Annotated in this window: 15 protein-coding genes; 5 read left to right on the top strand and 10 right to left on the bottom strand. The window is 46.1% G+C overall.

What is annotated here, in order from left to right; all coding sequences use genetic code 11:
- The first annotated feature begins 83 nt into the window (after window positions 1-83).
- On the top strand, window positions 84-1,259 hold the full coding sequence (locus tag DK187_RS11740) for an O-succinylhomoserine sulfhydrylase (protein ID WP_111607539.1): 1,176 nt from the start codon (window positions 84-86) through the stop codon (window positions 1,257-1,259).
- A 104-nt stretch (window positions 1,260-1,363) separates the two neighbouring features.
- On the opposite strand, the gene DK187_RS11735 is transcribed toward DK187_RS11740, so the two are convergent.
- Complete coding sequence (locus DK187_RS11735) at window positions 1,364-4,540, bottom strand: efflux RND transporter permease subunit (RefSeq protein ID WP_111607538.1); 3,177 nt, start codon at window positions 4,538-4,540, stop codon at window positions 1,364-1,366.
- Window positions 4,541-4,551: 11 nt separating this feature from the next.
- On the bottom strand, window positions 4,552-5,646 hold the full coding sequence (locus DK187_RS11730) for an efflux RND transporter periplasmic adaptor subunit (protein ID WP_111607537.1): 1,095 nt from the start codon (window positions 5,644-5,646) through the stop codon (window positions 4,552-4,554).
- Window positions 5,647-6,049: 403 nt separating this feature from the next.
- Between DK187_RS11730 and DK187_RS11725 the strand changes: the two genes are divergently transcribed.
- The 4 genes from DK187_RS11725 to DK187_RS11710 are packed head-to-tail and all read left to right on the top strand — an operon-like array spanning window position 6,050 to window position 13,129.
- Window positions 6,050-7,984, top strand: a complete 1,935-nt coding sequence (locus DK187_RS11725) for an ATP-binding cassette domain-containing protein (protein ID WP_111607536.1) — start codon at window positions 6,050-6,052, stop codon at window positions 7,982-7,984.
- Between the two features lie 21 nt (window positions 7,985-8,005).
- On the top strand, window positions 8,006-8,614 hold the full coding sequence (locus DK187_RS11720) for a DUF2760 domain-containing protein (protein ID WP_111607535.1): 609 nt from the start codon (window positions 8,006-8,008) through the stop codon (window positions 8,612-8,614).
- A gap of 3 nt (window positions 8,615-8,617) precedes the next feature.
- Window positions 8,618-10,396, top strand: coding sequence for an Hsp70 family protein (locus DK187_RS11715; RefSeq protein ID WP_111607534.1), 1,779 nt, complete (start codon window positions 8,618-8,620; stop codon window positions 10,394-10,396).
- A gap of 3 nt (window positions 10,397-10,399) precedes the next feature.
- The gene (locus tag DK187_RS11710; RefSeq protein WP_111607533.1) at window positions 10,400-13,129 is read left to right on the top strand and encodes a hsp70 family protein; all 2,730 of its coding nucleotides are present in this window, start codon (window positions 10,400-10,402) and stop codon (window positions 13,127-13,129) included.
- 63 nt (window positions 13,130-13,192) lie between these two features.
- Here DK187_RS11710 and DK187_RS11705 read toward each other — a convergent pair whose 3' ends face one another.
- From DK187_RS11705 to DK187_RS11670, 8 genes are all read right to left on the bottom strand, one after another.
- A complete protein-coding gene (locus tag DK187_RS11705; RefSeq protein ID WP_111607532.1) occupies window positions 13,193-14,023 on the bottom strand; it encodes an ABC transporter ATP-binding protein in 831 nt (276 codons plus the stop codon).
- Window positions 14,020-15,105 carry a FecCD family ABC transporter permease gene (locus DK187_RS11700; protein ID WP_111607531.1) on the bottom strand — a complete coding sequence of 362 codons (1,086 nt, stop codon included), beginning with the start codon at window positions 15,103-15,105 and terminating at the stop codon, window positions 14,020-14,022. The genes DK187_RS11705 and DK187_RS11700 overlap by 4 nt, the downstream gene beginning before the upstream one ends.
- Window positions 15,102-16,121, bottom strand: a complete 1,020-nt coding sequence (locus tag DK187_RS11695; RefSeq protein ID WP_111607530.1) for a FecCD family ABC transporter permease — start codon at window positions 16,119-16,121, stop codon at window positions 15,102-15,104. The genes DK187_RS11700 and DK187_RS11695 overlap by 4 nt, the downstream gene beginning before the upstream one ends.
- A 5-nt stretch (window positions 16,122-16,126) precedes the next feature.
- Window positions 16,127-17,068, bottom strand: a complete 942-nt coding sequence (locus tag DK187_RS11690) for an ABC transporter substrate-binding protein (protein ID WP_111607529.1) — start codon at window positions 17,066-17,068, stop codon at window positions 16,127-16,129.
- A 296-nt stretch (window positions 17,069-17,364) separates the two neighbouring features.
- Window positions 17,365-18,147: an ABC transporter ATP-binding protein gene (locus DK187_RS11685; protein ID WP_111607528.1), complete on the bottom strand. Its 783-nt coding sequence runs from the start codon at window positions 18,145-18,147 to the stop codon at window positions 17,365-17,367.
- Window positions 18,148-18,156: 9 nt separating this feature from the next.
- Window positions 18,157-18,996, bottom strand: a complete 840-nt coding sequence (locus DK187_RS11680) for an ABC transporter ATP-binding protein (RefSeq protein WP_111607527.1) — start codon at window positions 18,994-18,996, stop codon at window positions 18,157-18,159.
- Window positions 18,997-19,009: 13 nt separating this feature from the next.
- Complete coding sequence (gene nikC / locus DK187_RS11675; protein ID WP_204355624.1) at window positions 19,010-19,912, bottom strand: nickel transporter permease; 903 nt, start codon at window positions 19,910-19,912, stop codon at window positions 19,010-19,012.
- The gene (locus DK187_RS11670; RefSeq protein WP_223232367.1) at window positions 19,909-20,943 is read right to left on the bottom strand and encodes an ABC transporter permease; all 1,035 of its coding nucleotides are present in this window, start codon (window positions 20,941-20,943) and stop codon (window positions 19,909-19,911) included. The genes nikC and DK187_RS11670 overlap by 4 nt, the downstream gene beginning before the upstream one ends.
- Between the last annotated feature and the right edge of the window lies 1 nt (window position 20,944).

The following is a 20,944-nucleotide window of genomic DNA, read 5'->3' as shown; positions in this document are numbered from 1 at the left end:
TGACAGATAGAACTAAGCCAGGTCACGCCTGGCTTAGTTGTTTTTGGGTTTAATTTTTTGAAAGAATGGCTTGGAGTGAAGTAATGGCTGATTATAAAGATGCAACGAATGCGATTCGTGCTGGTATTCGTCAAACACAAGAACAGGAAAACAGCGAAGCCATTTTTATGACCTCAAGCTTTGCTTATGGTAGTGCGGAAGAAGCGGCGGGGAAGTTTTCTGGCGAAGAAGAGGGGAATGTGTATTCTCGATTCACCAATCCAACGGTTGAGCTATTTGAGAAACGCTTAGCGACTCTGGAGAAAGGCGAAGCAGCGATTGCAACAAGCTCTGGTATGGCGGCGCTAATGACCTTGGCTTACAGTTTGTTGAGCGCAGGCGACCGAGTTGTTTGCTCACGTAATATTTTTGGTTCAACCGTTAAGTTTTTTAATACCTACACAACCAAATTTGGTGTGGAAGTAGTCTATGTTGATGCAACGGATTACGCCGCCTGGGAAGAAGCGATTAACGAAAATACACGGTTTTGTTATTTTGAAACACCCTCTAATCCACTGTATGAAGTGGTCGATGTTGCACGTGTTGCTGAGTTGGCTCATGCCAAAGGTGCGTTGCTTTGTGTGGATACGGTTTTAGCGACGCCTGCGTTGCAGAATCCTCTTACTCAAGGCGCTGACATCGTTATGCAGTCTGCGACTAAGTTTATTGATGGGCAAGGTCGTTGTTTGGGTGGTGCGTTAATAGCCAGCCAAGAGATAGTGGATGTTTTCACGGCCTTTATGCGCAGTGCTGGGCCATGTATGAGTCCGTTCAATGCTTGGGTGTTATTGAATGGGCTTGAGACCTTGTCTTTGCGAATGGCAGCGCATTCGGCAAACGCATTAAAATTAGCAACGTATCTAGAAGCGCACCCTAAAGTCATTAAGGTAAATTATGGTGGGCTGCCAAACCACAAGTATCATGAGTTGGCTAAAAAGCAACAAAAAGACTTTGGTGGTTTGTTGTCGTTTGAAGTAGAAGGCGGACGTAAAGCCGCTTGGTCTGTGATCAATGCCACAAAATTGATGTCTATTACCGGCAATTTAGGCGACACCAAAACCTTAGTGACTCACCCAGCTACGACGACACACGGTCGCCTAACGGATGAAGAAAAAGCCAAAGCAGGTATTGCTGAAGGTTTAATTCGTGTGTCTGTAGGTTTGGAAGATATCGACGATATTATTGCCGATGTAGAAGCTGCCTTGGCACAGTTATTCTAAGCTTTAAACAGTTATCTTAAATAGTATGTATATTTAGCACTAAAAAGCGGACTGGAGTCCGCTTTTTAGTGCTTAGATTTATTCACACTACGCTGTTTTGGTCTTCATTCTGTTTTGTTATTACCCTCATTATAGCGCGTTTCTTCATGCCGTATGGTTGCTGCTTGTAACGCTTCCAGTTGTTTTTTCTCTTTGCGTCGAGCCACTAAAACCAACAGACAAGGTGTCAGTATCAATGTTAATGGGGTAGCGAAAGTGAGGCCACCAGCAATGGCGGTTGATAACTGGGTCCACCATTGAGCCGATGGCGCGCCAATGCTAAATGATTGATGAATCAAATCAATATTGAATTGGAAAACCATGGGGACCAAGCCAAGAATAGTCGTAATGGTAGTCAACATAACAGGTCTTAATCGCTGCACACCTGTTCGTATTGCGGCTTCTCGAACCATCATTCCTTGTTTTCGTAAGCCGTTATAGGTGTCGATTAACACGATATTGTTATTCACAACAATGCCCGCTAAAGCAATAACGCCAACACCACTCATTACCACACCAAATGGTTGTCCTTTTACCATTAGACCAATTAATACGCCTATGGTTGAGAAAATGACCGCGCTTAAGATGAGTAGGCATTGGAAAAAGTTATTGAATTGGGTGACCAAAATAATAGCCATGATGAAGAACGCCACACCAAATGCCTTGATTAAGAAGACCATGGATTTCTGCTGTTCTTCTGTATTGCCGCGAAATTCATAGCTAACAGACTTGTCTATACCGGCTGCGTCCAATTTCGCTTTAATGGCTTTGATGACTTCATCGACAACAAGGCCATCTTTTACATCGGCATCAATAGCGATGGTTTTTTTGCCATCGGTTCTATTGATAACGCCTTGCTTAGGGGCAGCATAACGATAAATAAAGTTACTGGCAGGAATACTGCCTTGGTTGGTTGGGATTTGTAGTTGATCTAACTGCTCCAAGCTGCGTTGATTGACGGGATAGCGTAACACTATGTCAATTTTGTCATCGGCCCCTTCGGGGAGAAAATCGCTTAAGGTAATCCCCGTCGTGACCAACTTAACAACATTGCCTAGACTGTTGACATCCACGCCATAGCGGCTTGCCTCTGCGCGATTGATGTCAATACGCCATTCAATACCGGGTAATGAGCGATCATCACTGACGGTCATGATTTCATCTCTTTCCAAAAGTTGTTTGCTGATTTCGTCAGCGGCTAGGTTAAGGGCTTCGCTGTAGTTTGAACTTAATTGCAATTGTATGTCGGCTCCAGACTGAGGGCCGCCTTGCTCTTTTTCGGCACTGACTTCGATGCCTGGTATTTGTTTCGTTTTTTCTCGAATGCGATCTAATATGACGCTGGCAGACTCACGTTGATACCAATCAATAAACTCCACACTGATGGAGCCAATGCTATCAGGTGCTGCGTTATTACCCGGCGTTGAATAAGAGGTTACCACAACACTTTTTAATTCAGGTGTACCAAGCACTTGTTGTTCCACTTGCCTTACCAATGCGTCTTTCTCATCAAGGGATAAATCGCCTCTGGCGCGTATGTCTAAGTTGGCCGATTCAGGTTCAATATTGGGAAAGAACTCCACGCCTTTTCCAAAGTGGCCATAACTGATAAAGACACTGATCAGTAGGGCGATGGTGAAGAGGAGAACCCATATAGGATATTCTACTAAACGAGTCAGCATTCGGCCGTATAATCCGGTTGGACCAGTGAGTTCACTTAGGTCGCCTGTTTCGGTAATTTGTAAAGCGTGCATGGTTTTTTCGGTATAGGCGCCTTTTTTACCGATCATGGAGCCTATAGTGGGTAATACGATTAATGCCATTACGAGGGAAGCGGCCAAAGTCGCAATGATGGTAATGGGCATAAAACGCATAAATTCGCCAACGATATCTGGCCAAAACAGTAAAGGCATAAAGACGGCTAAGGTCGTTGCTGTAGAGGCGGTTATTGGCCAAGCCATGCGTTTAGCGGCTTCGCTGTAGGCCTGCATCTTAGACGCCCCTTCAGCAAGCTTTCTATCGGCATACTCGGTGACGACAATAGCCCCATCTACCAGCATGCCGACACTTAGGATTAACGCAAAAAGCACCACCATGTTGATGGTATAGCCTTGTAGGTCGAGTATTAAAATACCCGCTAAGAAGGCCCCAGGTATTGCCAGTCCAACCAAGAGGGCGCTGCGAATGCCCAAGGCCCAAACGATGACGATCATCACGAGCAATGTGGCGGCTAACACGTTATTAAATAGGTCATTAAGGGAGGTTTCAATATCCGTAGATTTGTCTCCTGTTAAATTGTATTCAACGCCGCTAGGCCACTGCTGACTCTCATTTTCGACCACTGTCTTGACGGCGGCGATAGTATTAATGATATTAGCGCCAACGCGTTTTGATACCGCTAAGGTAATGCTGCGCTTGCCTTCTACACGAGCATAGCTAGTAGGATCTTCAAACGTTAACTCGCCTGTGGCTATATCCCCTAACAAAACGACTTGATCACCATCGGCTTTGATGGGCAAGTTCATGATGTCTTCTTTGGTCTTTAGTAACCCAGGTACTTTTAATGAGAAACGGCCTGCACCGGTATCTAAATTACCCGCGGCCACCAAGCGATTATTGCCAGAAACAAAGTTGGCAACTTCGGTCAAGGATAAGTTGTAAGACTCAAGCTGTTCAGGGCGAATAATAATTTGCGCCTGCTGTTCTCTGTCACCACTGATGTTGGCCTCTAAGACACCATCCACCGCTTCAATCGCATCTTGTAGGTTTTTTGCGGTGCGGCTAAGAGTGGCAAAATCCACATTGCCAGATAAATTGACCCGCAACACAGGGAAAGTTGAAAGGTTTATTTCTGTAACAGTCGGTTCATCAGCGTCGTCTGGCAATTCACTTTTTGCTCTATCGACTTTGTCTTTTGTGTCGATGATCGCCTGATCAATGTCTACACCAGATAAAAATTCCAGCATAATCGAGGCATGACCCTCTGAAGCAGTAGACTTGAGTTCTTTCAGCCCCTCAAGGCCTTTTAATTCTTTTTCGAGTGGATGCACGAGTAAGCTGTCAGCGTCTTCTGGGGAAATGCCTTCTAAGGTTACGGAAACATAGGCCATAGGAATGGTAATGTCAGGATCATTTTCTTTGGCAATCTCGATATATGACACCGTTCCCATTATTAAAATGAGAACAAAAAGCATCATGACGGTCCGTGAGCGAGCTAAGGCCGCTTCAATTAATGTTTGCATACTTAGCCTCCTCAGTTTTGATAATGCGCGTCAACTTTATCGCCGGCAGACACAAACCCTTGTCCAACAGTAATAATGTTTACATTATCGGGAAGCCCGCGTACCCAAACTTGATCACGTTCTGATTTGACGATGTCAACCGGTAAAATGACCACCCGATTGTCTAAGTCGATGGTTTTAACGGCTGTTCTGCCAGCATCGTCTAAAGTGAGCAGGGCCGCTGAAAACGCATGCGCTTTTTGCTCGTCTAAAATAAACTCAACCGCGGCAGTTAAGCCTGCTGGAATGTTATTTCCTGGATTATCAACTTGCATTTCGACGGTAATCGTACGACTGGATTCATTCGCTGTAGCACTGATATAAGAAACAAAACCTTCGGCTGTGTAGCCTGATTCAAGGCGAATATTGCCTTGTGTCCCAAGTGTCACCTGTTGGATTTTATTTTGTGGGATGTTGACGCTGATTTTAATGGGGTTAATGGATATTAATGTGCCAATATTAGCCCCCGCTGCAAGAACTTGTCCCTCTTGCACCGTTAAAGTGTTCAATATACCGGTGAAAGGCGCAGTAATCGTGGCGTTTTCCAAATCCACTAATAAAGCTTTCTCTGTTGCTTGAGCCGAAGCTAGATCGGTTTCCGCTTGGGCTAGATTCACTTTTGATGTTAAATTTTGCACATTGAGCTTTTTGATGCCCTCAAGTTCTAATTGCCTTTGTTTGACCAGTAGTCCAGCTTGCGCTATCTGAGCTTTTAGTGTGCGGGTGTCTATTTGGGCAATGGTGCTGCCTTTTTTAACAAATTGGCCTTTTTCTATCGGCAGTTTGATTATTCGTCCCGGATAGCTGTTAATGAGTTGTAAGGTCTCATCGGCTTGAGTTTTGCCACTCAAGGGTAAGTGCATCTCGATGGATGTTGCCGTTAAGGTCTTCGCTTGAACAGGATAGATAAGTTGGCTTTCAGCAGTTTGTGATGACACCGTGTTTTCTTTTGGTGTTGGCTCCGTTGGACTGACCGTGACGCCATTTCCTCCTACCCACATCCATGTCACAGCCGCTGCCGCAACGACTACCGCTGTGATCGGCCCTACCTTACTTTTTACATCCATTAAATGCTCCATTAGACAGAAGAAATATCATTATATTACGCTCAGTATATTCTCAAATAATGATCAATAAAGGGGTTTGATTCAAAAATTGTTAACACGCGCTTTACACACGTTATGGATGAATAACGTAAGCGTACTTTGGTGCCTCTATTAACGACTTTTTATTATCCGATATAAAGTGTAAAACCTGTCGGTAGCCTATAGGTCAAGTCTTTGAAAAACAAAATAGCGAAGAAGAATGAAACAAGGCTATTTTAATTAAAGTGCTTAATGCGTCGGATAATTATCCTTTTCACCCTCGATTAAACAAGAACCTAGCGTGTATTCAACCGTTTTTTGGTGAACCTTCTCTCAGAAGGATGATACTATACGGCCACAAAATTTTTACTTTATATGGATAGATATGAGTCTATTGTCGTTAGAACAGATCAGTGTTGCTTTTGGGCATAATCCGCTGCTGTCAAAAATCAGTTTTTCAGCGGAAGCTGGAGAGCGTGTTGCCATTATCGGTCGTAACGGTGCAGGTAAATCCACGCTGTTAAAAGTCATTTCAGGCGAGCAAATTCCGGATGAGGGTGTCGTGCGTCTAGAAGGCGGTATGACCATTGGACAGCTCCCACAAGAGTTGCCTGATGCAAATGAAAAAACCGTCCGTGAAGTGGTTAGTGAAGGGGCGGGTGAAGCCCATTCATTGATGAGCCGCTATTTTAAGTTATTAGAAGACTTCGAAAATGATCATTCGAACGAATTAAGTGATATTCAGACGGAGTTGGACCGCATTCAAGGTTGGGATCTGGAGCAACGAGTCAATCACATGATTCAACGCTTGGCTTTGCCAGCAGATAAGCTGATGTCTGAGCTGTCGGGTGGTTGGCGTCGTCGCGTTATCCTAGCGCAAGCCTTGATTTCGAATCCAGATGTTTTATTGCTCGACGAGCCAACCAACCATCTGGACGTACCGACCATAGAGTGGATGGAGCAACAGCTTCAACAGTTCCGAGGGTTGATCCTATTCATTACCCACGATCGTCGTTTCCTGGAAAAATTGGCCAACCGTATTATTGAACTTGATCGCGGTAACCTGATTTCGTTCAGCGGTAATATTACGGCGTTTCTTGCTTTTAAAGAAAAAATGCTTGAAGAGGAAGAGCGTGCAAACGCTTTGTTCGACAAACGTTTGGCAGAAGAAGAAGTGTGGATTCGACAAGGCATTAAAGCACGTCGTACCCGCAACGAGGGCCGAGTTCGTGCTCTAAAAGCGTTACGTGAAGAGCGTTCTGAGCGTATCAATCGCCAAGGTAACGCCAAAATGGCCATTGAAACCAAAGATAAGTCTGGCAAGTTGGTGGCTGAATTCACCCAAGTCGGACATTCTTTTGAAGACAAGGTGATCCTGCAACCGATGGATTTCGTGGTCAATCGCGGTGATCGTATTGGTCTAATTGGTCCAAATGGTTGCGGTAAAAGTACCTTCCTGAAAATTTTATTAGGGGATCTTGAACCTGAAACGGGTTCGGTTCGTCAGGGTACCAAACTCAACGTAGCGTATTTCGACCAATTGCGCGAGCAACTTGATCCAGAGCAAACCGTCGCAGAAAACGTCGGCGAAGGCAAAGACATTATTGAGATCAATGGTCAAAATAAACACGTGATTGGCTACTTGGGTGACTTCCTTTTCCCACCTGAGCGTGCTCGAACACCTGTAAAAGCCTTGTCTGGTGGTGAGCGAAACCGTGTGCTGCTGGCGAAATTATTTACCCGTCCAGCTAACCTTCTGATTATGGATGAGCCAACCAACGACCTTGATGTGGAAACATTAGAATTGCTTGAAGAGCTGCTAATGAATTACGAAGGTACTTTGTTGTTGGTCAGCCATGACCGTGCTTTCTTAGATAATGTTGTCACCAGTGTGATTGCGTTTGAAGGCGAAGGCCGAGTCAAAGAATACGTTGGCGGTTATCAAGACTGGATTCGTCAAGGGGGCAAGTTTCCCACAGAGTCCACATCGCAAACGGACAATGTAGTAAGCAAAAAAGAAAAAGCCAAAGCTGACGCGAAAAAAACAGAAGAAACAAATCAAAGTACGACTGCTGCACAAGCTAAGCCCAAAGCCAAGCTAAGTTATAAATTACAGCGTGAATTTGACGATATGCCAGCCACGATAGCCAAGTTAGAGTCAGATATTGCGGCGTTACATGCCACGACAAGTGCTCCTGAATTTTATACAGGAGAGGCAGATCTTGTGCAAAAAACCTTAGCGAAGTTAGCTCATAAAGAAGAAGAGCTTGAAAGTGCGATGGAGCGCTGGCTAGAGCTTGAAGAGATGCAAAACGGGTAAACTGTGCAAAACGGGTAAATTATGACGAATAAAATCAAACCAGTTTCATTTGTGCCGCGCTTTTTCGGTGCGTTTGGTCAGTTTTTTAAATACATGGGGAGCGGCGATTATGCCGCTCGTTGTCAAACGGTTGGTCAAGGCGAGCAGTTTGCCTTCGAAGTGGAACCGAAAGTGATTACGGAAGAAGTCGAAGTGATTCGTGAAATCGAAGTCGCAGCGCCTGCTTTGGATTCGGTCAACACGGACGGTGCACATCAGTTATTGCAATTGTTGCAACAAGAAGCGCGCTTTATCGACTTCATTCAAGAAAGTATTGATGATTATAGCGATGCGGATGTGGGGGCGGCGTCTCGTCAGATCCACGCGGGTTGCGCCAAAGTATTGAAGCAGCACTTCACGATCGATGTTGTGTCTATGGATGTTGTCAATACAGCGGTAGAGAATAGCCGTGTCGAAGTACCCTCTGGTTACGATGCAAAACAGATCAAGCTTGAAGGTCGTCTGGAAGGTGATGGTCCATATACCGGAACCCTGATTCATCCAGGTTGGAAAGTGACCGAAACACGTTTGCCGAAAATCACCAACACTGACAGTCTGAATATTCTAGCGCCAGCTGAAATCGAGGTATAACTCATGAGTCAATATTTCATTGGTATCGACTTGGGTACCACGCATTCGGCTGTCTATTATTCGCCATCTAATCCAGCTGGGGTAGAAACCAACCAAGTAGGGCGCATTCAGCAATTGGCCATTCCGCAGTTTATTGCGGCAGGTCAGGTGGATGCTCGACCCTTACTGCCTTCGTTTGTCTATTTTCCTCATAAAACGGAGTTTCTAGAAAGCGACTTGCTACTGCCTTGGGGTAAAGCGACGTCCATTGTGGGGCAATTGGCTCGTGAATTGGGCGCTAAGTCTTCTGGTCGATTGGTGCAAAGTGCGAAGAGTTGGTTGTGTCATTCTCGCGTCGGTGCGGATGAAGCGGTTTTGCCGGTGGATGCACTGGAAGAAGTGGAAAAAGTGTCTCCTGCGCAAGTCACGGAAACGCTTTTGGCCCATCTGGTGAGTGCATGGACGAGTCAATTTCCTCATGCTCCCATTGCCGAGCAAACCGTTGTGATTACCGTACCCGCATCATTTGATCCTGCAGCTCGCGCCATTACTGAGCAAGCGGCAGAGAAAGTCGGTTTGCGTGCCCGTTTGATCGAAGAGCCACTAGCGGCGTTTTACGCTTGGCTGAGTGACCAGCAAAATTGGGCAGACAGCCTAGTCGTCAATGATCATATTTTGGTTGTGGATGTTGGCGGTGGTACCACGGATCTGTCATTAATCCAAGTGGTTGAACAAGAGGGTGCGCTTGGTTTAGAGCGAGTGGCAGTGGGTCGTCATATTTTGCTTGGTGGCGACAATATGGATCTGACGCTGACTTATCATGTAGCCGCGCAACTGGCACAAAACGGTACCCATCTCGAACCTTGGCAAATCAGCGGTTTAACGCAAGCTTGTCGGGAGGCAAAAGAGCGCTTGTTGTCTAATGCTGACCTAGAGGACGTCAGTGTTGTCGTTCCAAGTCGGGGTCGCAGTTTGTTCAATAACAGCATCAAAGCGACCTTGACACAAAATGACGTTCAGCAGCTTTTGATCGATGGTTTCTTTCCACAGGTGCAACTGGGTGAGCAAGCTCAAAAAGCAGCGCGCAGTGGTTTTAGTGCGATCAACTTGGATTACGAAGGGGATCCAGCGATTACCCGTCACATCAGTGAGTTTATAGCACAGCATGATGTGAAGCCCAGCAAAGTATTGTTAAACGGCGGTGTGTTTAACGCCAGTGTGATTCGCAGCACGTTAGAAACTCGCTTGGCAGCCATGTTGTCTGAGTCGTTAAGTGGCCGTGAATTAACCATGCTGACGCCATCGCATTTGGATCACGCGGTCGCCAAAGGCGCGACTTACTATGCTCAAGTGCAAGCGCAAGGCGGTGTTAAAGTAAAGAGTGGTTTGGCGGCTAATTATTACATTGGTGTGGCTAGTCCAATGCCAGCCATACCGGGTATGGCACCACCAGTCGATGCGATCTGTGTCGCTCCTTTTGGGCTAGAAGAAGGCTCAGAAGAGCAGATGCTTCCGAACGAGTTTTCGCTAGTGGTGGGTGAAAGTGTGACCTTCCGTTTCTTCCAATCTAAAATAAGCGAAGCGCATGCCGTGGGTAAGGTTATTGGGGCTTTTTCGCTTGCTCAACTCGAGGAGCTCAATCCCTTGTCGGTTCGTTTAGATGCGGGTCATTATTCGTCTGGTGAGATGGTTCGAGTGTATTTAACGTCGCGTGTCACCGAATTGGGATTGCTGTTATTGCAAGCACATGATACCCAATCTGACCTAAGTTGGACGATTGAGTTTCAAGTTAGGGAGTCTTAATACATGGCGCAAGCGGCTTTTCAAAACAAATATCGAGTAGGCATTGATTTAGGGACAACCAATTGCGTTGTCTCCTTCATTCCTATTTATGGTGATGGAACTTTTCCTAAGCAAGCTGAACCAGAGTTGCTGTCTATTCCACAAGTGATGGTCGATGGTTCAGTGCAAGAATTTACCTATTTGCCGAGTGCCATTTACGTATTGGCGTCTGATGAAGTGGGTAAACTCGATCCGGTTTTGCCATGGCGTCATTGCGATAAAGAACGAATCCTTGGTGTTGGGGCATTAGCTTTAGGTCAACGTCGAGCTGGTCAGCTCATCCAAAGTGCGAAAAGCTGGTTGAGCCATCGTCAAGTAGATCGTCGCTCGGCGATTTTGCCATGGGCCAGTGAATTCCCTAAAAAGCTCAGTCCACTTGAGGCGAGTAAAATGCTCTTATTGCACATTAAGCAGAGCTGGAACCATCGCTTTGCCGATGCGCCGTTAGAGTCTCAAACGATCGCGTTAACCTTGCCAGCTTCTTTTGACGAAGAGGCGCGAGCATTAACACTGGAAGCCGCTAAACTGGCTGGTCTAAACGATTTATACCTTTTAGAAGAGCCACAAGCGGCTTGTTACCATTACATTAATAATGACGAAAGGCTTGCCGCGCTGGCCGATAAAAAAATGCTTTTGGTTGTCGATATTGGTGGGGGGACCAGTGACTTTAGTTTGGTTGCTATTCAGCCGACATCGACAAAAAATACCAGCGTGGCGCTTAAGCGTATCGCGGTAGGGGAACATCTGTTGCTGGGGGGCGATAATTTAGATCAAGCCTTGGCGTTCCAGCTCGATCCGAAGCAAATTTCTGCCTTGTCAGCGACCCGCTTAGGCGCTTTGGTTCAACAGACACGTCAAGCCAAAGAAACCTTGCTAGGCAAAGACGCGCCCGAGTCATTAAGTATTACCGTGCTGGGTGGTGGTAGTCGTTTAATCGGCGGTTCACAAAAGTTTGAGGTGTCGAGAGACACCCTATTAGAACAAATTCGTAGTGGCTTTTTTCCTTTGGTAAGCCTTGATGACAAGGTGCAAAAGAGCGATTACGCCATGCACACCTTGGGCTTGCCCTACGAATCGGATCCTGCTTTTACACGCCATTTAGCGGCGTTTTTACAGCAGCATAAAACCGTAATCGAGGCGGCAACGGGCTCGTCTATGCCGGATGCCGTTTTATTTAACGGCGGCTTATTTAACAGCCCTGTGTTAAAAGCGCGTTTGTTAGAACAGCTTAATGCTTGGTCTGCCAAGCCGATTCTTGCTTGTAGCGCGGATGAGCCTAACGACGCGGTGGCCAAAGGGGCGGCCATGTATTTGAATGCCTTGGTGGGTGACAGTACGCGTATTGAAAGCGGTGTTGCACACAGTTTGTATCTGCAAGTTGGCGAGGATCAATTCGTCGGCATTTTGCCAAAGGGTACGTTAAAAGGCGAAGTCATTCGTTTAGAGCAAGAGTTCTTTGTCACTCTTGGTCAACAAGTACAATTCCCTTTGTATCGCTCTGACGATCATCTTGACTGTGTCATTGGCAAAGTACGTAATCAAGAGGGATTGCATTATATCTCTACTTTGATGACAGAACTGGATGGCACTAGCGATTCGCAAGAAATGTCGGTGATCTTGTCAGTGCAAATGACCGAAGTCGGTGTTTTGCAAGTGATGTTAAACGCTAATAATCAGAAAGATCAATGGCGCTTGGATTTTTCCGCTCGTGCCAGTTCGCCTCAAGACTCTGAACAAGCGGATGAAAGGGGGTTACTGCATGCCAATATGGGACAGGCTGAAGAGCATTTAACGAAATGCTTTTCGAGCGCCGGTCAAAAGCAACACCCTGACTTAGTGAAATCTCTGAAGCAAGATTTGGATCAATTATTGGGCAATCGAGACGACTGGAACCTTGTTACGTCACGTCGCCTAGTGGATAAACTTCTGAGTGTAAAATCGGGTCGAACGAAAAGCGCGCAACATGAGCGCCAGTGGTTGCAGTTAATGGGCTATTGTTTGCGTCCCGGTTTTGGTGCAGCGGATGATTTGGCTCGTGTACAGCAAGTAGTGAACGCCACTAAGGCGGGAGCTCAGTTTGATACAGCGCCAGTTTGGGGACAATATTGGACCTTATATCGTCGCATTGCGGGTGGGTTAACCTTGGAACAACAGACCCTTTTGTTCAAACAATTTAGCCAATATTATTCGCCCACAGGACAACGTTCACGGGATAAAATGAAAGACCTCACCACCAAGTCCAGCGATGATTTGATTCGCTTGGTAGGGGCGTTGGAGGGGTTATCAAACGATGACAAAGTCACCACGATCGATTGGCTACTGAAGCGTTTACAGAAAACGTCTGAGCCGGATACAGCGTGGTGGACGATAGGGCGAATTGCTTCCCGACACCTTCTTTGTGGTAAGCAAGAACAACGCATTGCAGAAGACAGTTTGTTTCCCATTTTAGAGACGGTGCTTAAAGAAGACTGGAAAAAACGAAAACAAGCAGGTTTAGCGGCGGTTTTGATGAGTCAAGTCAGTGTCGGTGAATCCGATAAACTCGTTGCTTTGCGCAAGAAAGTGGCTAATAAGCTTAAAAAAGACAAATGTCCCGCTCAATGGCTGGAGCGCTTAGAGAGTCAAATTGAGATTAATAGTGACGAGCTTAATGCATTAGTTGGGGAGAGTTTGCCAATCGGGTTGCGTTTGTAGCCACAAAATAAGCAGATCTGATCCGGCGATATCTCACCAGATCAGACCTGCTTTCTGGCTGATTTAGTTCCTGACTCGCTTCATATTGATAAGAATGGGGCTGCCTGTCATAGGGTCTGGTATCAGGTCGCACTCAACGCCATACAATTCACGTACTAACTCTTTTGTCATCACGTCTTTAGGGCTGCCTTGGGTGATGATTTCACCTTTCTTCATCGCAATAATATGATCAGAATATCGACAAGCACTGGGTAGGTCATGAACCACCATGGCGAGTGTTTTGCCTTGTCTCGATAGGTCTCTAATCAATTCAAAAACTTCAATTTGATGACCTAAATCCAATGCGGATGTAGGCTCATCCAGTAACAGCAAAGGGGTTTCTTGGGCAATCGACATGGCGATCCAAGCACGTTGTCGTTGTCCCCCTGATAAAGTGTCTAGTAGTCGGTCTTTTAATCCAATCAAGTCCGCTGCATGTAATGCGTATTGAATGGCTTCTTGATCGTCCATGGCCCACTGTTTTAAGAGGCTTTGGTGAGGGTGGCGACCAAAGCGAATCAGCTCTTCAATAGTAATGCCATCAGGTGCGAGTGTGTCTTGTGGTAGTAAAGCAAGACGTCTGGCGACTTCTTTGGATGGCAATGAGTGAATGTCTTTGCCATCGAGCAGTACCGCACCTGTGCTGGGTGAGTGTACACGTGATAGACCATTCAATAGGGTAGACTTGCCGCAGCCATTTGGTCCGACAATAGCCGTTACTTTGCCTTCTGGTAAGCTGACAGTTAAGTGCTCAATAATACTGACCTTGCCATGTTTTAACGTCAGATTGTCGGCACTGAGACGAGATTTCATGAAGTGTGTTGAAGTCTGCTGATGCAGAGTCGTGACGGTCATAGGGAAGTCCTTGAGGTGCGTCGAATCAATATCCAAATTAAATAAGGGCCACCAACGACGGCGGTTACAATGCCGACTGGCAGTTCAATTGGGGATAAAATCGTGCGGCCAAACAAATCGGCTAAAACCATCACTAGGGCACCCGTTAGTGCAGAGCTGATTAGCGGAATGCCTCGATAACGTGCCAGCACACGGGCAATTTCAGGTCCGGCCAGGGCGACTAGACCAACGGGTCCCGCCACGGCAACAGCCAATCCTGTGAGCGTTACGCACAACACCAAAGCCAAGATTCTTATGTGTCTTATGTTCGCTCCTAGTCCTGTAATCACTTGATCTGAAAAGGGCATTAAGGCGAATTGAGTGGAAAATAGCAGGCAAGCGATAAGACAAAGGGCGATACCAGCTCCCAAAAGATTCACCATGAAAGGGTCTCGAGCGCTTAGGCTACCAACGGTCCAAGGGTAGGCACTGTTGGCCACATCAATACTGACTTGGCTTAATAGTAATTGTGTTACCGCGCCGGCAATAGCGCCAATGCCAATGCCGGCCACAATAAAGCGGTAGCCCCGTGTGCCGCTGCCACCGGCTAGGCCAAACGCCAGAGCCGTTGCTGTGGCGGCGCCCGCTAGTGCCATAGCGGAGGGGGCTAAAGAAATGCCCATCCCAACCACGGAAGAGACGGCAAAAGCCATGGCGGCGTTATCTATGCCAATAATGCCCGGTGTCGCGAGCCGATTACGAGCCATCGTTTGCATTAAACATCCAGCCAAACTAAACGCGGCCCCCGTAAACAGCGCGGCCAGTAGACGTGGCAAGCGTAAATCTTGCACAATGAACTGGCTCATGGCGTCACCGTGACCCAATAATACCGCGATGACATCTTTTGGCGATATTGGCATGGTACCAATGGCAAGAGTGGCAATACACGCGCACGACAATAAAATCAGCAAACCAATATTTCGGATAATGGCGTGTTTTTCAATCAGAATCGTCATATGACGACCTAGAGACAGCAGGTAGTGCCCGCTTGGCGCCGACACAGTGTCTGCTGGGTGAGTAATAGAAAGACTTTGATTTATCATAAAGTAGGCATTCTTCGAGATCGCACAATCAATAAAAGTACTGGCGCACCAATAATAGCGGTTAGAACGCCCAAAGGCATTTCCGCAGGCTGAGCCACAAGGCGGGAAACAACGTCTGCAGCAATCACAATGATGGGGCCGAGAGGCAAGCATAACCACAAGGTACGACGAATATCTGGTCCGACCAACGCACGAGCGGCGAAGGGAACCACTAGACCAATAAATGCCACTGGCCCTGCGATGGCGGTAGCACCGCCCACTAATAACGCAACGGCCACAATGACCACAGCACGAATTCGTTTGGGTTTATGGCCAAGACCAATGGCAACGCGTTCCCCTAGCGCTAAGGAAGCTAATGGTTTAGCAACGTATAGAATACAGAGGGCAGCCATTAGCATAGAGGGTAGTACAGAGAGTAATGTCTGGATATCTCGTCCTGCCACACTGCCTGTCACCCAAAAACGAATTTCATCGGCGGCTCTTTGATCAAACAAGAGTATCAAAGAGGTGATGGCAAATAATAAGCTCGACAAAGCGGCCCCCGCGAGCACCAAACGAATAGGATCATTTTGCTGCCCTTGCATTCGGGCCACCCCGAGCACGCATAGACAACCCAACAAGGCGCCAAATTGTGCGACACCAACGGTCAGAGTGGCCGTGCTCGCCCCAAGCACTAATGTCAGTGCGACAGCAAATGAGCTTCCAGCACTGACGCCGAGCAAACCGGGCTCTGCCAAAGGATTGCGTGCGACAGATTGCATCATGGCGCCAGCAATGCCCAATGTTAGGCCAACAAATACACCAACGAGAGTTCGAGTAGTGCGCAAATGAAAGACGGTGAATTGATCGTCCGATGAACCATTACCTAATAATGTTTGAAAGGACGCTTGCGGACTTAAGCCTCCCGCACCAAGCAACAAACTACAGAAACAGCAAAGTGCCAGCACCAAAAGTGCTGACACAAAAACGCGAAACAGTGGTCGTTGTGATGGAGGCGTTTGAAACCAACTGATCATCGGATTTATTGAATCTTATTATCGATAATGGCTTCAATGTTATCCAAGATTGCATGAGCGGCCAGTGGACCTGCAGCACTTGTCCATAGTTGACCATTTACTGTGATGACTTTATCGTCTTTTACGACATTCAGGCGAGAGAAAGAAGGCGATGTTTTAGCGGCTTCTAATGCGTCTTTGCCTTCCGTATTTAGCGTGGCTAAAAACAGCCAGTCACTGTCTACTTTAGATAAATTTTCTAGGCTGAGCGGGCTGCTGTGAGGGCGGCCTTCTTTGATAACATCCGCATCATTAATGATGAAGCCAGTAGCGGCTAGGACATCTGTCGAGAAGATTTGTGATGACATAACAATAGGGCCTTGAGGCATCCAACGTGCTAAGGTAGCTGAACGTTTGTCTTCTGGTAAGATCGCAGTAATACGGTCTTTTAATGTGTTTTCACGCTCTTTTATGTCGTTTAGTATGATGTCCATTTCTTGGCTTTTGTTGAGTGCTTGCGCGTAGACTTTTGCAATACTAATCCAGCTGTCTGACACCATTCCAGGAGAAAGCGGGACGATAGTCGGCGCAATTTTCGATAAAATATTGTATTGGTCCTGCGGTAAGCTTGCAGACGCTAAAATAAGATCAGGGCGCTGTGCTGCAATGGCTTCAAGGTTGTTTTGACGTGAAGTACCGACCATATTTACCCCCTTTGCACGTTCTTGGATGTATTCTGCTACGGAATCTCCACCACGTGTCGCAACGGCCCCTAAAGGCTGAATGCCAAGAGCAATGGCACTGTCTAGAGCGTCTTCAGATAGTGCCACAATGCGACTTACATTATCGTTTACTTTTACTTCGCCATATTTCGTTGTAACACTATGATCCTTGGCAAAAGCGCCGAAAGAAGCGGTAACACAGGCACAAAGCAAGATTTTCTTAAAAGAAGGTCGGTTAAGCAGCATAATGATTCCTTTGAATTGAATATCTACAGCGACGTATTTACTAGAATGCTTTGGAAAAGGATAAGGCACCCTAAAGACGTTAGTAGGCGAATAAACGGTGCTAATGATAACGCTTCTTATTAAAATTGGTAATAGAAGGGGGCAATAAAATAGAACGGAATCTGCAACATCGTGTTTTACGATGTGAGTTTTTATACTCTATTGTAGGAAAACGTCCATAACACTATTAATAAAGTAAAAAAGCGTTCCGTTTAGAGCGAACGCTTTCGAAATATTCATAATGTTGAAGCATCTAACTAATTTGCGAAAGAAGTTGTGTCATTCAGCCTTGCTTCTGTGTGATAGCAACAATCCAAAAGCATTTTTGTATAAGGCTCTGATGCACCATGATTCGCGAGATTACTGGATGAAATGGTTTCGACAATGTGTCCATTTTGCATGACGGCCACACGATCACACAGATAAGTGACGACCCCAAGATCATGAGTCACCATCAAATAGGTTAGCCCCTCTTTTTCTTTTAACTCTTTTAGTAGATTAAGAATTTCTGCCTGTACAGAAACATCCAGTGCCGACGTTGGTTCGTCTAAGAGTAAAATTTGGGGTTCAAGTATTAAGGCTCTGGCAATCGCAACGCGTTGGCGTTGACCACCAGACAATTGGTGCGGTGAGCGATAACGAAAGCTGTCATCTAATCCTACCTTTTTGAGTATGCTACTGATGCGTTGGTCTTTATTGTCCATCTTGTGGATCTTTAACGGTTCCGCAAGCGCTGTTTCAATGCTGTGTCTTGGATGCAACGAACCATATGGATCTTGAAAAACCATTTGCATATCGATGCAGCGTTTTTTGTCGAGCTTATGCTGCAGAGAATTGCCATTAACGGAAAGTTGCCCTGACCAATGATGATATTGTCCTGCTAGACAGCGCAAAACGGTGGTTTTGCCTGAACCAGATTCCCCCACCAAGCCAAAAGATTCACCGGCTTTAACCTGAATATTGACATCATGTAATATTTTGCTTTCGTTTGAGCCTGAGCCAAAAGATAAATTGAGTCCTTCGATGTTGATCATGTTCATAAATACTCCTCAATTGTATAACCAGCTAGGGTCTCGTTCTAAAGTAGGTAGGCGGTGTCGAATATCGCCGATTCTTGGTGGTGCCTTGAGCAAACCTTGTGTGTATGGATGGTGAGCATTTTCCAGCTCACTGGCTTTGATGGATTCCACCACGCGACCAGCGTACATTACGAGTACACGATCACAGTAATTGCGCACCAAATCTAAGTCGTGACTGATAAAAATGAGTCCGATGTTGCTTTCATTAATCAGCTCGTCCAATAGATTCAGCACTTGGCGTTGCACAGATACATCAAGAGCAGAAGTGGGCTCGTCTGCAATAATGATTTCTGGCTCGGGAATCAGCATCATGGCAATCATCACCCTCTGTCCCATGCCGCCCGATACCTCATGAGGATAAAGTGAATAAACGCGTTTGGGATCACGAATTTGAACTTTCTCAAGCATGACCAAGGCTTTTTCTTGCGCGATTTTTTTGCTCACCTTGTAATGAGCAAGATACGCTTCGGCAATTTGGTCACCGACTTTCATAACGGGATTAAGTGAGTATTTGGGGTCTTGCATAATCATAGAGATACGACGACCACGAATATCTCGCATGGTTTTTTCACTGGCTTTTAACAAATCAATATCACCAAAGAGCAGTTTTTCGGCTTCCACGGTGGCGTTTTTTGGGTGTAGTTTTAATAAGCTACGTCCTACCGTGGACTTACCAGAGCCAGATTCTCCAACAATGGCGAGTTTTTCTTGCCCAAGAGAAAAAGACACGTCGCGTACTGCGTTTACTTGGTTTCCTTCATGTGAAAAGCTAATTTGAAGGTTTTTGACTTCTAACTTTGTATTTTGCATAAAAATCACACCTTTAATTTCTAGGATCGAGTAGGTCACGTAGACCATCACCAAGTAAGTTGAACGCTAGACTGACCAGCATAATTGCGGCACCCGGAGCAGCGACGAGCCACCAGTGTTCTAACATGTAACTGCGGCCGGTAGAGATCATAGCTCCCCATTCGGGAAGGGGGGCTTGAGCGCCTAATCCTAAGAAGCCTAATCCTGCTGCGGTCAAAATAATTCCCGCCATGTTCATAGTAAGTCGCACAATAACGGAGGACAGACACATTGGAACGATATGGCGGAAGATGATGCGAGTAGAGGATGCACCTTGTAACTGGACCGCTACAATGTAATCCGCTTTGCGCAATTGCAGGGTTTCTGCACGAGCCAAGCGAGCGATTGGTGGCCAACTAGTCAATGCAATCGCAATGACGGCATGCTCTAAGCCAGGTCCTAACGCAGCGACAAAAGCAAGTGCAAGTACTAACCCTGGAAAAGAAATAAAAATATCGGTAATGCGCATGAATATGGTGTCGATTACACCACCAAAGTAACCAGAAATGGTGCCAATGGCTAAGCCAATTGGACCGACAATTACGGTGACTAAGGTAATGATGTATAAGGTGATACGAGAACCATAAACCAAGCGACTAAAGATATCGCGACCGAATTCATCGGTACCAAACCAATGTTCAGAACTAGGCGGCTGTAAACTATTGCTAAGTTCCTGAGCCAAAGGGTTATGGGTGGCAATCCATGGAGCGAACATGGCCACAATAAGCAGTAACATCACGACAAAAAGTCCTGCAGCCGTCAAAGGATTATGTATGATTCTTTTACTGCCATGGACGAGCATTTGCAATAACATCACCATGCCAGCACTGGTGGATTTTGAGGTGGCGGATGACGCCATCGTAGAGTTTGTCATCATTTTCTTGTCCTTGGATCGAATACTTGATAAAGCAAATCTGTCAGCAAGTTCATTGAAATAAAGATTAGACCAATGAGTAAAACAGAGGCGACGACGGCATTCATATCACCAAGCAAAAGGCTGCTGGTGAGGTATTGCCCAAATCCTGGCCAAGCAAAGACAGTCTCAATTAACACCGCACCTTCCAGCAGCGAACCATAGGAGAGGGTGATAATAGTGAGTAATTGCACAAGAATATTACGAAATGCATGGCGCCAAATGACAACATGCTTAGGCAAACCTTTTACTTGAGCCGTTAAAATGTATTCTTGAGAAAGTTGTTCCAACATGAAACTGCGTGTCATACGAGTAATAAACGACACGGCGTTTAAACCCAATATAAAGGCAGGCAAAATAATGTGTTTGACAGCACTTTGAAAAACGTCCCAATCTTTTGCGAGAGCGGAATCTATTAGCAACATCCCTGTTACTGGATCAACAAAACCATCGTAGGCTAGGTCAACACGACCTGATCCGCCAACGACATTGAGCCAAGCATAAAAGATAATTAGGCCTATCATGCCAACCCAGAACACGGGCGTGGAATAACCAAATAAGCTGATTACACGAATGATATGATCGATAACTCGACCTTTATTGACCGCAGCGTAAACGCCTAAAGGAATACCAATAACAATGCCAAAGATAATGGCCACAGTGGCAAGTTCTAAGGTCGCTGGAAAGACGCGTGCAATATCTTCTATTACAGGGCGTCCGGTGAGTAAGGCATTACCAAAGTCACCATGAGCAAGGTCATTTATGTAATAGAGATATTGCACGTAGATGGGCTTATCGAGCCCCATCTCTTGATAAACTTGCTCGTATGTTGAATTATCGGCGTCCGGGCCAATAACCGATAGAACGGGGTCAATGGGCATAACCCGACCAATAAAAAACGTCAGCGCAAGCAGGCCTAGTAACGTGATGGCAACAGAGCTAAGGCCACCAAAGAAACTTTTCACCTTTGGTCTAAATAATTGAAAAGTAAACACA

Source organism: Marinomonas arctica, assembly GCF_003259225.1.
Classification (GTDB): Bacteria; Pseudomonadota; Gammaproteobacteria; order Pseudomonadales; family Marinomonadaceae; genus Marinomonas; species Marinomonas arctica.
This window is presented reverse-complemented; position numbering and strand designations above follow the sequence as displayed.